9 protein-coding genes are annotated in these 14,247 nt (G+C 65.8%); 1 reads left to right on the plus strand and 8 read right to left on the minus strand.

Going from position 1 to position 14,247, the window contains the following annotated elements:
- The first annotated feature begins 98 nt into the window (after positions 1-98).
- Entirely contained in the window at positions 99-5,525 is a 5,427-nt protein-coding gene (locus ACZ1JV_RS03895; protein WP_465149672.1) for a hypothetical protein, read from the plus strand.
- A gap of 67 nt (positions 5,526-5,592) precedes the next feature.
- On the opposite strand, the gene ACZ1JV_RS03900 is transcribed toward ACZ1JV_RS03895, so the two are convergent.
- The 8 genes from ACZ1JV_RS03900 to ACZ1JV_RS03935 form a co-directional block, all read right to left on the minus strand.
- A complete protein-coding gene (locus tag ACZ1JV_RS03900; RefSeq protein WP_465149673.1) occupies positions 5,593-6,828 on the minus strand; it encodes a ComEC/Rec2 family competence protein in 1,236 nt (411 codons plus the stop codon).
- Positions 6,828-8,651 (minus strand): hypothetical protein, encoded by a 1,824-nt coding sequence (locus ACZ1JV_RS03905; RefSeq protein WP_465149674.1) that lies wholly within the window; start codon positions 8,649-8,651, stop codon positions 6,828-6,830. Before ACZ1JV_RS03905 ends, ACZ1JV_RS03900 begins: the two co-directional genes overlap by 1 nt.
- A gap of 86 nt (positions 8,652-8,737) precedes the next feature.
- Complete coding sequence (locus ACZ1JV_RS03910; protein WP_465149675.1) at positions 8,738-9,154, minus strand: Dabb family protein; 417 nt, start codon at positions 9,152-9,154, stop codon at positions 8,738-8,740.
- A 28-nt stretch (positions 9,155-9,182) separates the two neighbouring features.
- Positions 9,183-10,220 (minus strand): LacI family DNA-binding transcriptional regulator, encoded by a 1,038-nt coding sequence (locus tag ACZ1JV_RS03915; protein ID WP_465149676.1) that lies wholly within the window; start codon positions 10,218-10,220, stop codon positions 9,183-9,185.
- A gap of 79 nt (positions 10,221-10,299) precedes the next feature.
- Positions 10,300-11,982, minus strand: coding sequence for a GMC oxidoreductase (locus ACZ1JV_RS03920; RefSeq protein ID WP_465149677.1), 1,683 nt, complete (start codon positions 11,980-11,982; stop codon positions 10,300-10,302).
- A 23-nt stretch (positions 11,983-12,005) separates the two neighbouring features.
- Positions 12,006-12,842: a sugar phosphate isomerase/epimerase family protein gene (locus ACZ1JV_RS03925; RefSeq protein WP_465149678.1), complete on the minus strand. Its 837-nt coding sequence runs from the start codon at positions 12,840-12,842 to the stop codon at positions 12,006-12,008.
- A gap of 2 nt (positions 12,843-12,844) precedes the next feature.
- Positions 12,845-13,411, minus strand: a complete 567-nt coding sequence (locus tag ACZ1JV_RS03930) for a gluconate 2-dehydrogenase subunit 3 family protein (protein ID WP_465149769.1) — start codon at positions 13,409-13,411, stop codon at positions 12,845-12,847.
- Positions 13,408-14,235: a 3-keto-disaccharide hydrolase gene (locus tag ACZ1JV_RS03935; protein WP_465149679.1), complete on the minus strand. Its 828-nt coding sequence runs from the start codon at positions 14,233-14,235 to the stop codon at positions 13,408-13,410. Before ACZ1JV_RS03935 ends, ACZ1JV_RS03930 begins: the two co-directional genes overlap by 4 nt.
- Positions 14,236-14,247: the final 12 nt, after the last annotated feature.

Below are 14,247 nucleotides of genomic sequence, written 5' to 3' on the forward strand. Positions count from 1 at the left end.
TGCGGCCGTGCCCACGCCTCTTTCATTCCACTTTTCACCGAATTCGGCCGGGTCTGCGCAGACCCGGCCCACGATACTGCGCTAACAGGAGAATTGCCTTGAAGACCAAGCTCATGGCCGGCGCGTCGGCGCTGACCCTCGTTATGTTCGCACCCGGCGTCGCCCACGCGGTGGTGCCGACCAGCTGCGGCGTGCCGAACACCTCGGCCGATCCCAATGTGGCCTCGTGCATCAGCGACAGCACCGATTTCGCCAACGGCATCAGCTACGATCAGACGACTTATGGCACGCCCGCCAATCTGAAGATCGACATCTACGCCACCGCCGTCGTCAATGCGACGGGCACGACGACCGCCGTCTCCATCAACGGATCGGTGGATCACAACGCGCTGATCGGCGTGCGCAACGGGGCGAAGATCAGTGGCACGCAGACCGGCCTGGAGGCGCAGACCTCCGGCACGGGCAACGCTGACATCATGAACCACGGCACGGTCAATGCCGGCGCTCTGGGTGCCGTGGTCGCCGCAACGGGCACCGGTGCGGCCACGATCACCAACGCCGTAGATGGCACTGTCACCGTGACCCAGCCGTCGAGCGCAGGCTCCACTGTCGGCGCGGGTCTTGCCATCACCGGCACGAACGGCAGCATCGTCAATCTGGGCAAGGTCACGGTCAATTCGGCCGGGGCCGGTCAGTTCTTCGGCCTTCGGGCAGAAGGCCTCGGCGGCGGCACGCTGACCGCGACCAATTCCAACCTCGTGACCGTCAGCACGGACGGTGCCGACGCGGTGGGCATCGGCACCCTGCCGAGCGCCGGCAACTTCGTCTTCACCAACAACGCGGCGCTCACCGTATCGTCGAACACCGGCAGCGCCACCGGCCTTGCCGTCACCGGCAACGGTTCGGCTGGCACCAGCACGCTGACGAACACCGGCGCGCTTTCGGTTACCTCCACCAGCGGCAGCGCCACGGGCATGTCGGTCGATCAGGGCACCGATGTGACGATGGCCGCCACGCGGGCCAATGCCGGCAGCACCTTTGCGGTTACCGGCGCCGATGCGACCGGCTTTGCGGTCACCAACGCCACCGGCGCGGTGAGCGTGACCGGTTCGGGCCAGGCTGTCGACGTTAACGGCGCAACCTCGGCCACTGGCGTTTCGGTTTCCGGCGGCACCACGCAGACGGTGGCCTTCGCACCGGCGACGGTGAGCGGCACCGCCTATCTCGGCGACCTGAACGTCCAGGCCGCTGGCGATGCCAGCGGTGTTGTGCTCAGCGGGGCTACGGATGCCGTCTCGGTCGGCTTCACCGGCGCCAGCCTCAAGGTCACCAGCACGGCAGGCGGTGCGACCGGCATTCAGGTGAGCGACGGCACTTCGGTGGAAATCGCGGTGAGCGGCACCGGCGCGGCGCTGACGGTTTCTGCTGCGGGCGGGGATGCCACCGGCGTCAGCACCTCCGGCGCGAGCGGCGCGCAGGATGTGAGCTTCGGCAATCGCCTGAACGTGACCAATTCGGCAGGTACGGCCACCGGCGTCTCGTTGGCAGACGGCACCGACCAGACGGTGACGCTGACCAATGGCGCGACGATCGTCGGCGCGACCGGCGCCATGGGCGTAAGCCTGGAAGGCGGCAGCGGCGCGCTGTCGGTAACCGGCACGGGCGCGCTCACTGTCGATGGCGGCGCCGGGCAGGGCAGCGGCGTTTCCCTGACCGATGGTGCCAGCCAAGCCGTTACTCTGAATGGCGCGCTGACAGTATCCGGTGCCGGGCCGACCTACGGCGTGCAGGCGCAGGGCAGCCAGGGCAATGTCTCGATCGACGCCGCGGATGCCTTCGCGGTAACGAGCACGGGCAATACCGCCATCGGTGTCGCAGCGTCGGGCGACGGCGATGTCGCGGTGAATTTCGCAAAAGGCCTGAACGTTCAGGGCGGCACTTATGCTGCTGGCGCCTTCGTGAGCGGCAACGGCGCGCTCTCGCTGACTTCGGCGGATGACGTCTCGGTCACCGCGGGCAGCAACCTGGTCTTCGGGACTTACATGATGGGCGGCACGTCGCAGGACGCGCGCTCTGACGGCGATCTGGCCGTCTCCAGTTCCGGTGGCGGCTTCGGCATCCTGCAGGTCGATGCCACCGGCCCCGTCTCGCTGACCGTCGCGGGTGATTTCACCGGTACGGAACTCCAGCAGGGATTCGTGCAAAGCGAAGGTACGGTGCAGACCATCGATCTCGACGGTGCCTTCGATCTGACGGGAGCATCGGGCAGTCTGGTTGGCGTGCAGCAGGTGGCCGCGTCGGACAGTTCCAGCCTCAACGTCGGCGGCACCTTCACCGTGGCCGCCACGGGTGGTTCGGCCTCCGGCGTGATGCTGGACGGCAATGACGCCGCCGTTTCGTTCGCGAAGAACGTGACGGTTTCGGCCAACGGCGCCGATGCCACCGGCCTGACCGCGAACCTTGCGAGCGATGCGCAGATTGCCTTCGGCGGCGCCCTGAGCGTGACCAACGATCCCGCGTCCGCCGCCGGCACCGCCACGGGCGTGGCGATCGCCAGCACGGGCGCGCAGACGGTTTCGTTTGCCGGTCCGGTCACCGTTTCGGCATCCGGCGCGGCCACCGGCATCGATCTGGCGGGTGACACCGGCGCGATCGAGCTGACGGCGAACGCCCTCGTTTCCGTAACCAGCGCCAGCGACACCGCATTCGGCCTTTCCATCGACGGCGGCACCGACCAGAGCGTGACGCTGACCGGCGGCCTTGCCTTAAACGGTGCGGGTAGCGCCACGGGCGTCGCGTTCGGCAACGGCTCGGGCACGGCCAGCCTCGACCTTGGGGCCGGCCTCACCGCCACCAGTGCCATTGCGGATGCCACCGGCATTTCGGCAACCAACGGCGCGGGGCTGGCTATCGACGCCCTGACTGGCGTGACGGTTTCGGCAACGGGCAATGCCACCGGCGTCCAGTCCAGCGGCATGACCGGCGTGCAGACCGTGCAACTCGGCAATGTCACGGCCAGCGCCACGGGCGGCCAGGTTCTTGGCGTCAGCCTGTCGGGCAGCGGCGCAATCACGCTGGCGGACACCGGCTCGGTTGTCGTCGACGGCGTCGGCGGCGCGGGTGTTTCGGTTGCCGGCACCGGCAATGGCGCGATTTCGGTCTCGCTGGCCAATGTTCAGGCGTCGGGCGATAATGTGGCGGGCGTGACGCTCGCCCAGATCGGTGCGGGTTCGAATGGGAACCTGACCGCCAGCCTCGGCACGGTCACCACCCAGGGCACGGGCGCCACGGGCGTTTCGGTGCAGGGATCGCAGTCGGGCTCGACGTCGGTTACGGTAGGAGCCAGCACGGCGCCTGTCGCGGCCAGCGTCACGACCGCCGCCGCTGCCGTGACCGGCGGCGTCTCCACCCAGGGTGACAATGCCAATGGCGTCACCTTCGCGGTCGTCGACGGTGCGGGCACGCTGACCAATCTCGGCACGATTTCGACCAGCGGCGCCAATTCGCTGGGCATTGCGGCCAGCGCCAGCGGTGCCGGATCGATCACCATCAACAGCGCCAGCGTCGCCACCAGCGGGGCAGGTTCGGATGGCGTGTCCGTCCAGACCGGATCGGGCGCGCAGACGCTGACCGTAAGCACCGTTGCGGTTACCGGCGCGGGTTCGCGCGGCGTTGTCGCCACGTCGGACAGCGGGGCGATCGCGCTGACCGCCGGCAGCGTTTCGGCGGCATCGGGTGATGCCATCAGCCTGACGTCGACCAGCGGCAATGTCTCGGCCACGCTGGCAAGCGGCGGCATCGTTGTCTCCAAGACGGGTGCGGGCCTTGCCATCACCACCGGCGGCACTGCCACGGTGGCGCAGGGCAGCACGGGCAAGCTGCAAGGCGCAACTTATGGCTTGGTTTCGGATGCGGCCGGTGGCCAGACCATCGTGCTTTCGGGCACGGTGGGTGCGGACAGCAACCATGCCGTCGCGCTTTCGGGCGGTGCGGCCACGCTGACCAACAATGGCACGATCAACGGTTTCATGACCTTCGACACGGCCTCCACCGCGCTGACCAACGGCGGCACCTGGAACGCGCAGGGCGGCGACAGCACCTTTGCTGGCAATGCCACGGTGACCAACAGCGGCACGCTGAACATCAACGCAGCGGCTGCCGCTGCGGCGACCATGAAGCTGACCGGTGTCACCACGTTCCGCAACAGCGGCACGATCAGCCTTGTCAACGGCCACACCGGCGACGTGCTCGATCTGGGCAACGCGGCCTTCGTGGGCAGCGGCAATTCGCGCGTTGTGCTGGAAGCAAACCTCGGCTCGACGGCAGTCGGCGCCAGCGCGGCACAGTCGGCAGATCAACTGAATGTCGGCGCCGTTACCGGCACGACCACGATCGCCATCAAGGACCTGAGCGGCGCCACCGGCGCGAAGTTCAACTTCGACGGTATCCGTCTGGTCAATGCCGCATCGATCGCCAATGGCGCCTTCGTTCTTGAAGGCGGCGCGGTGAACAAGGGCTTCGTCGATTACCAGCTGGTCACTGACGCGGCGGGCAACCTGGACCTTGTCGGCGTGCCCAGCACGCAGGCCTTCGAACTGGTTCGCACCGGTGCCGAAGTGCGCCATTACTGGCGCCGTTCGGGCGATGCCTGGTCGGAACAGATGCGCGCGCTTTCGCCGCAGCAGGGCATCGCCCTCTGGGGTCAGGTGCTGGGCGGCAGCGAGACCAACCGCTCGCGTCCGCTCTATTCGGCAACCGTGCTGGGCACCGCGACCAGCTTCGCACCGAATCTGGACGTGCGGGACACGTGGTTCGGCGGCCAGTTCGGCCTCGACTGGGGCCGTTCGGCAGCCAACGGCACCGGCTGGGGCCTGGGCGTGACCGGCGGCTACGTCTCGCAGGACGGCAAGGTGAAGTCGACGGGTGACAAGATCAAGCTGAGCGGCGGCAACGTGGGCCTCTATGCCCGCTACCGCAGCGAGGATGGCCTGTTCGCCCACGCGCTGGCCAAGCTGGATCGCTATTCGCTGAAGTACGACCTTGGCAACGGCGCCAGCGCGCCGAAATCGAACGGCACCAGCTACGGCGTGGAGATTGAGGCGGGCTACCACATCCGCACCGGCACCATGTTCGTGGAGCCTTCGGCCAGTGCCTCGTGGACCAATGCCGATCTTGACGGCTTTGCCGCGACCGGCGGCGTCGGCGCGAAGTTCGACCATGTTCAGAGCTTCTACGGACGCGGCGGTGTGCGTGCAGGCATCGAGACGCAGGCCGGCGACTGGGCGCTGCAGCCCTACGTCGGCGTGAACTACGAAGGCGAACTGAACGGTCGCCCCGGCGCCACGCTGTCTTCGGGCGGTGAGGACCTCTACTTCCGCGATGCTTCCGAAGGTGGCCGCGCGCGTTGGGAAGCGGGCATTCAGGGCTCTTCGCAGGGCCTGTCCGCCTTCGCCAAGGTGGAAGGCGTGACGGGATCGGGCTCCAGCGGCGTTGCCGGCCGTGCGGGTGTCGCCATCCGCTGGTAATTCGCGGAATCGCAACAGGATGGGGCCGGCGCACTTAGGTGCGCCGGCCCTTTTCCGTTTCAGATCGTCAGAACGGCACTTCCAGCACGATCACATCGGTATCGGCGCTGTCGACGCCCTGTGCTGCCGCCGGTTGGTCGCTGCGGATCACGTTCATGGTCCGCGGGCCTTCCATTTCGTCGACCAGACCCTTGTAAGGCACATTCGAATAGGCGGCGGGATCGACAGAGATCATCGCCGGTATGTCCTTGGGCAGCAGCGTGTCGATCAGGGTAACGGGGGATGCGTTGTGGCTAGCGTGGTGGCCCACTTTCAGGAACGTGGTCTGGCGGAGCAGGTCGCACCAGTGCGCATCGGCCAGGATCGACTTCCAGTTGCCCCACTGCGCATCGGCGCAGAACAGCAGCCGCGCGCTGCCGATCTCGATCATGATGACAAGGCTGGTGTTGTTGATCGCCGCGTCGATCTCGGCAGCCAGTCCGACAAGGTCCACCTGTTCTGAAAAGCCCTTGATCGTCGCCTTGTCCTTGTCCGACAGGCGCGCGGCCAGCGCCTTGCGCTGCGCCAAGGGAAGGGCGGCGGGGTCCAGCCGCAATTGGGGCGGGAACGGCGTGAGCGTGTCGGTTTCCGCGCTGTCCTGCGCCAGGGCAAGGCGGCGGAAGGTTTCGGCGCGGGGCGGATCCATCACCGCCAGCGCGGCGGCATCGCGGGATGGGCCCATCACGTGCAGCCGCAGTCCGGGGCAGCCCGCCAGCCCCAATGGCTCGGCCGGGGCGGCGGGATTGGGCAGGTAGCGGCGCACCGGATTGCCGGCAAACCCCGAATAGAGCGTGTCCATCGCCGCCTCGTTGCTGAGCGCCAATGAGAGCATGGCATTGGCCGCCGCCAAAGCCCCGCTATCACGGGCCGGCGCGGCGGCCAGAGCGGGGGAGAGGGCCAGACTGGCCAGCGCGGCGCTGCGCACCTGCCGTTCCGCAATGCCGCGCGCGGCGGGATCGCGCGGGTTTTCCGTCCACGGCATCCACACTTCGCCGACCTGCACCTTTTCCCAGCCGGCAGAGGCAAAACCGCTGACATGATCCTTGTGACGATGCGTGCCGACCACCAGATCGATCCGCGCGACGCCGTCTCCATCGGTGGCGGCGGCGATCACGCGGTCCGCCAGTTTCTGGTTCTCCACTTTGCCGCCCTTGTGCCGTCCGCAATCGAACAGCACGCGGCAGACCTTGTCCCCCGTGGGGATGGCGACAAGGAAGCAATCGCCAAAGCCGACGTTGAACATCGAGATTGCGATCCGGTCCATCAGCTTTCTCCCGCGTGCAGCGCGCGCAGGCTGGTGCGGGCCATCATGCGGCCCGGTACTTTTAGCGGATCGCGATAAGTGCTCATCGGATCGGCCAGATCGCACTGCTCCACGAAACCGGCGATGGCTGCCACCCGCCGCGCGCCGGGATCGTCGGGGCCCTTCGCATCGGGTTCCGGCAGGCGTTTGCCGATCACGTATCGGATCCGCCCGTCCGCACTGGCAATCACCGTGCAGCCGCCGCGCACAGGCAGCCCGCCGAAGCGTGGATCGGCGGCGGCATCGGCGTCCTGCTGTTCGAGGCGGAAGACGATCTCGTTCAGGATGCGCCCGTCCTGGCTGACGCGGGCAACGCGGTGGAAGCTGCGCACTGCCACCGGCAGAGTGGGATGCAGGCCCAGTTCGGCGCGGACCCGGGCGGTATCGGCATAGGCGTGGATCGCCTTGGCCGCCTTGGTCTGCAAATCCTCATAGCGGGTGTCGCGCACATGCTCCGTACTGTCTGCCTGATCGCGCGAACGCTTGCGGCGGAGGGGATCGAGGCTGGAATAGACCGCGTCGTAATGGAACCAGTCCAGCGCGTCGGTCAGGTCGATCGGCGTCAGCGCCGGATCGGCGAGCGGCCAGGTGACGGAGCCTTCGGACAGCGAGAGCACGCCTTCGGGATAGATCGCGCGGGCACGGAATGCCTCGATCAGCGCGGCGCGCAGGCCAAGCCGGTCGTCGGGCGCGACGGCCGCGTGCGAGGTGACGGTGGCACGCAGGAAATCGCCGAAGGTCATGTCCATCGGCGGCATGTAGTCGAACGCGCGCACGATCATCGTCAGCGTCTCGTCCGCGATGCGCGCGGCGGCTTTGGCTAGTTCGTCCACCAGTTCGGGATGAAGCTCGCCCGCAGGCAGGATGCCGGTGCCGCCGGTTGCCAAACGAACGAGCGGCCCGGTTGCCTCCACATAGGCGGCCTTGAAGGCATCGAACACCGCCGCCAGCAACACGCCGCCGCGTGCGTGCGGCTCGGCAATGGCGGGCGAAAGCTTGATGTCCGGCGCGCGCATTGCCGAACGCAGGGCGTTGCCGGTGCGCGTCGCCTGCCCGAACTGCACCGCGATCTGGTTCAGGATCGAATCCGCGCCCACATCGCCGCGCGCCTGCCGCACCAGCGCGCGCAGCGTTACCGGATAAGTGAAATGCTGGAACAGTGCGACCAGATCGGCGAAGCCTTCGTGGAACGCCAGGATATCGGCATTGGTCGGCTCCAGGAAATGCGGGCGCAGGCGGTGGATCAGCGCGTGAGTCACTTCATGGACGATGATGTCGTGCGACAGGCAGGTGAAGATCACCTGATTGGGCAAGTTGGCGCCCGGATCCTGGGGATCGGCGCGGAAATAGCCGAAGAGCACGGCGTGCAGCGCGGGATCGTAGAAGGCATTGGCGCCGACGAAGGCATGGGGGATCAGCTTCAGCTTGGGCTTCGTCCGGTCCCGATAGAGTTTCAGCCGGCGGCCCAGCGCCTTGTCGAACGTGCGCACCGTGCGCATCGCCACGGCATAGACCATCTGCTGGTGGAATTGCGGATTGGCTTCCGAGTGGGCCAGCCCGCCCTGCATCAGCACCGAGGAATCGTCCAGATTGCAGGGCTGGTAAGTGCAGTCGTTCCCGCCATCGTAATCGACCACGACCACCCGGTCCCCCTCCGGACCGGGGCCCAACGGTTCGAAATCGACGTCGATCGAGGTCTTGTTGCCGGGAAAGCTCGTGAATTGCGGATCGAGCGCAAAGATCTTCAGCGGCCGCGTTGCGGGCATGTCCTGATTGGCGGCCATCTGTTCCCCTTCTTCGACGCATGGAGAGATGTTCTCCATGCGCAGGGTACTATGGTTTTGATCGCAAGTCTTTTGAAGGACGCCCGCTATTCGGGAACGACGGCCATGTCGTATACCACGACCTTCGCCCAAAGGGGCTCACACGCCTTGACGAAGGCCTTGTGGATGGGGTGATCCTGATAGGCTTTCTGATCCTCCACACTGTCGAAGAACATCAGTTCCGAAACGTCGTAGCTCGCATCGACGACGTCGCGGTTCTCGGTGCTGGCGGGTATCCCGATTTCCAGCCGGCGGATGACCGGAACCTCCCGCAGAGTGCGCAGGCCGGCAATCAGCTTTTCACGGTCGGCCTGTGATCCGGGCTGCTTCAGCCAGAAAAAGACGTGATGGACTAGCCGGGGTTGCTCGGGCGCAGGCGGGGTGCCGGCCTTTGCCGAGGAAACGGCAATGCCGGCGCTTCCCAGCGCGATCATGGCGGCCAATTCGCGTCTGCTTGCTTCCATGGTGCAACTCCGTTTGATGGGTAGATTGTCAAAGCCCGCCGAATTGTGCGACGGATTCGCGCTCTATGATCGCGTGATCGAAAATTTCGTCGCTGACTCCGCGCTCTTCCTTGCCCAGGGCGGCGATCAGGCATTGCGCGGCCCGAAAGGCCATCTCCTCGACGGGTTGCCGAACCACGGTCAGCGGCGGCCAGATGCGCGAGGCCAGAATGGTGTCGTCGAAGCCCGTTACCGTCAGTTCTCCGGGCAGTTGCAGGCCAAGGCGGTTGGCCTGCGCAACCACGCCGGCGGCAAGATCGTCGCTGCTGCAGATGATCGCAGTGGGTCGGTGCCGACGGGACAGCAGCGTCCGGGCGGCCGCCTGGCCCGATTCATAGTCGAACTCTCCGTGCCGGACGATCAGGTCTGCGTCCTCGGCCAGCCCGGCCTCTTGCAAGGCCGCCCGGAACCCTTCGAGGCGGGCCGCCACCACGCTGTAGTGGTCGGGCCCGGCGACATAGGCAATGCGTCTGTGGCCACGGGCGATGACCTGCCGGGTGATGGATAGCATCGCGGCGCGATTGTCGATCCGGACGGTCGTGACGTCAGCCATCGCGGTTCCGGTGGCGATCGCCGCCAGAGGCACGCCCAGCGTGGACAGCACGCCCGATCCACTGAGCTGTTCGGCGAAGGGGGGGATCAGCAGCAGGGCGTCGGCGCCGGACCGAACGATTTCCTGTGCCATGCGCTCCGCTTCGTCCCGGTTGGCGCCGTCTCCGTCGCGCAGGATCAGTTGCAGGCCGTGCGCATTGGTCGCCCGCAAGGCGCCCACCAGCACGGCGTCGAGAAACGGCGTGCGCCGGTCGCTGTAGAGCAGGCCCACGGTCGTCGCGCGTGATTTGGCCAGCCGCCGCGCGGCCAGATTGGGCACATACCCCAGCTCCGCGATCGCCGCCTGCACCGTCGCCACCGTGGCCGCGCTGGCCCGCCCGGCACCGTTGAGGACATTCGATACGGTCATCGCCGATACCCCGGCACGCTGCGCCACCGCGCGGATCGTTACGCCGTTTTCGTTTCGTCTCGCCATCAGGTTGTGGTCCCCATATCTCCTGATAGCGCGTTTCCAGCGCCATGATAGCGCTGGAAACGGCGGTTTTGCGCCTGCGTCAGATCGCGCCCGACTTCATCGCTTGGACGGCGTGATCCACCGCGCGCGCGGTGAGGGCCATGAAGGTCAGCGACGGATTGACGCAGGAGATGGAAGCCATTTGCGCGCCGTCCGTTACGAACAGGTTGGTGGCATCGTGCGCCTGGTTCCACTTGTTGAGCACCGATGCGCGCGGATCATTGCCCATGCGTGCGCCGCCCATTTCGTGGATGGCGTCGCCCGGCACGTGCTCCTTCACCTTGCTTTCGATATTCGTCAGCCCGGCCGCGCGCAGCATCTTTTCGCCCTGTTCGCGGGCGTCCGCCATCATGCGCATTTCATTGTCGCGGAAGGTGACGTTGAACTGCATCAGCGGCACGCCGAAACGGTCCGATTTGCTCGCGTTGAGGGCGACATGGTTGTCTTCGTAAGGCAGGCATTCGCCGAAAGCGCCCATCTGGAATTTCCAGCCGCTGTACCGGCGCATCCCTTCCTTCATCGACGCGCCGAAGCCCACCGGCTTTGACGGTTCGCGATAGGCGCCGCCCTGATAGCCATAGCCGCGCCGGAAGCCGAGACCTTCGTCCTTGCCGATATTGCGGAAGCGCGGAACATACGTGGCGCCGGGGCGGCGGCCGTACTCGACGAACTCCTCCATGCCGGGAATGTCGCCCTTCACACCGACGCGGAAGATATGGTCCATGACATAGCGGCCCAGCGTGCCGCTGCTGTCGAAATGGCTGCGATCGCTGCCCTGCGGGCGCGAGTTCATGAGGATCTGCAGTGAGCCCATCGTCGAAGCGTTCAGGAACACTGCCCTGGCGCTGACAACTTCCGCCTGCCCGGTCTTGGCATCGATGAAGCGAACGCCGGTGACTTTCTTGGTGGCGGGATCGTATTCCAGATTGGTGACGACCGCGTCGGAGCGAACCGTCAAACGCCCGGTCGCACGGGCAGCGGGCAGGGTGACCGCCTGCGTGGAGAAATAGGCGCCGAACGAACAGCCGTTGCTGCACTGGTTGCGGAACTGGCACTTGGTCCGGTTCTGCTCCGGCTTGTCCTCGGTCATGTTGGAGAGGCGCGCATTGATCAGCTTGCGTCCGGGAAACGCCGATTCCAGCCGCGGCTTCATCCATTTTTCCGCGACGTTCATCGGCATCGGCGGCTGGAATTCGCTGTCCGGCAAGTAATCGAGGCTTTCGCGCGATCCCGATACGCCGATATACTTTTCGACATAGCTGTACCACGGCGCCACGTCGTCATAGCCGATCGGCCATTCGCCGCCGATACCGTCGCGCTTGTTCGCCTCGAAATCGGCGGCGCTCCAGCGGAAGCACCACCGGCCCCAGATCAGCGACTTGCCGCCGAACGCACCGGGACGGATCCAGTAGAACTTGCTGCCTTCTCCGAAGTCGTAGGGGTTCAACCGGTCGTTGTTGTAGAACGACTGGTTGCTGGGGGTGACATAGCCGTGCTGCGCGATGAAGTAGTCGCTCTCACGCAGTCCATCCGGCATGATGTTGCGCGCGGGTACCTCATAGGCGGGCTTGCCGTCATAGGTGTAATCCTCGCCATGCTCGACCATGTGGCCACGGTCGAGCATCAGCACGCGCATACCCTTTTCGGTCAGTTCCTTCGCGGCCCAGCCTCCGCTGATGCCCGAGCCGATAACGATTGCATCGAACCTGTCCGTAGAAGCCATGGTAATCCTCTCCCGGTCGATGATCAGAAGCGCAGGGCGCTGAGCGTCTGGAAGCTCTTGGTGATGTCCGGCAGGAAGGGGGCGGGGGCCTGGTCGTTTTCGACGTAGAAGTGCCGCGCGCCGGAAATGCCGTTCAGCTTGAAGATGCTGGCGAAGTCGATCTTGCCGGATCCTACCGAGGTCATGCTGCGATCAGGGCGCATGTCCTTCACGTGATAGGCATAGATGCGGCCCGGCAGGCTGCGGATCAGCGCCTGCGGATCCTGTCCCGCATAGATGGCCCAGTAGAGGTCCAGTTCCAGCTTCAGCAGCGCCGGATCGGTGCCCTTCACCAGCCGTTCGTAAAGGCTGACGCCATCCGGCTTCACGGTGAATTCGAAATCGTGATTGTGGTATGCGAAGCCCATGCCGGCCGCTTTCAGCTTTTCGCCGATGCGGTTGATATTGGCGATCGCGGCATCCCAGGCCGGGCCGTTGCGGTGCTTGTCGACCATATAAGGCAGGATCACCGTTTCGGCGCCCAGCGTCCTCGCCATGGTCAGGCTGGCGTCGAAATTGTCCAGCAGGGCGTCGTAGCCGACATGGATGGACGGGCTTTTCAGGCCGAGGCGGTCCATGGTCTTGCGCAGCAGCGCATGGTCCATGGTGTCATAGCCGCCACCGCCATATTCAACCTCGCGATAGCCGATCTTGGCGACCGCTTCGAGGGTCGCAACCGGGTTGGCGGCGAAGAGTTCGCGCACGGTGTAGAGCTGCAGTCCGATGTTGCGGATCTGCGCGGCGCGGGCGAGCCCGGCAAGGAAGGGCTGCGTCGCCAGCGCGGCAACGCCGCCGGCCAGCATCATGGAACGACGATTCATGTTCATGCTGAATAGACCTTGTTGACCTGAGAATAGGGGAAGGCGCCGTTGTATTCGCCGGGAACAGGCAAGTATTCGCGTTCCTGCGTCATGCCGATTTCGGACGTGTAGTAGCCGACGATGACCATCTGCCGGAACGCCTCGAAGAACTCTTCTCCGTCCGGAAGTTCGTCATGCATCGCCAGCGTCAGCAGCGCGTCCTGCTGTTCTGGTTTGGCCTGCACGGCGGGCACCTTGTAATCCTGCCGGCTGCGGGCATCGATTTCGGCAAGGCCGGACAGGATCGGCAAGCGGTCTTCCGCAACCGCCCAATCGGCCAGCAGCTTTTCGACATAGTCCGGCACGCCGGCGGCGATAGCCCCGGGGGTGTCGGTCGTCGGGATGACCCGTTCGCACAGCGCCGTCATCAGCGCGCGCTGCTCCGGCGTGAAGACGCGGACACTGGGCGCGCCCTGATCGATCACCGGAATGGCGGCCGGGGCGAGCCCTGCGGCACGGGCGAGCGGGGCGAAAATCTGGGCGCCGAACAGGGCGACCATGCCGGCAAGCGCGTTTCTGCGGTCCATTATCGTGCGCCCCCTTTCAGATCCTGCGCGATGGCCTCTTCCGGAAGCGGGCGAACCCAGATGTTACGGAAGGAAACCGGGGAATTGTGATCCTGCAACTGGATCGGCGCCTTGTCGCCGTGCGCCTGATATTGCGCGACCTTGCGCCAGACCGTGGTGCCCAGCATGGCCTGATGGTTCTGCACCAGCACGCCGTTCAGCAGCACGGTGGCGTAGGCCGGGCGGACCAGTCCGCCCTTGGCATCGAAGCGCGGGCGTTCGAAGACGATGTCGTAGCTCTGCCATTCGCCGGGCGGGCGAGACGGATTTACCAGCGGCGGCTTCCACGCATAGACCGCGCCCACGGTGCCGTCCGCATAAGTCGGGTTCTGATAGCCGTCGAGGATCTGGACCTCGTAGCGCTGCATGAACCAGATGCCGCTGTTGCCGCGATCCTGCGACGTCTTTTCGGGCGGGTTGGGGGAGCGGAATTCGAGGTGCAGCTGCACATCGCCGAATTCCTGCTTTGAGATCAGATTGTTCTCTCCGCCGCTCTGTTCGCGCGAGGGAATGGTCATCACCCCGTTCGCGACCGTCCACGGCGCACGCTCGCCATGCCAGGCATCGAGCGAGGTGCCGGAGAACAGCACTATCGCATCGGACGGCGCCCCGCCCGGAGCGGATGCGGGCGTAACCACGGTCGGTGCCGGGCGGTCAGGATCATGAACGTGCCAATTGCCTCCCGGCAGGATGGGCGTGTCCTTGAAACCCGGCTTGTCTTCGGCCTGGACGAGCGTGCCGGTCAGGATAGCCCCCGCCATAAGCACGCCGATCGGGATGTACTTCATCCTCTCGCTCCC

This window comes from Novosphingobium sp. BL-S-19 (genome assembly GCF_055521675.1).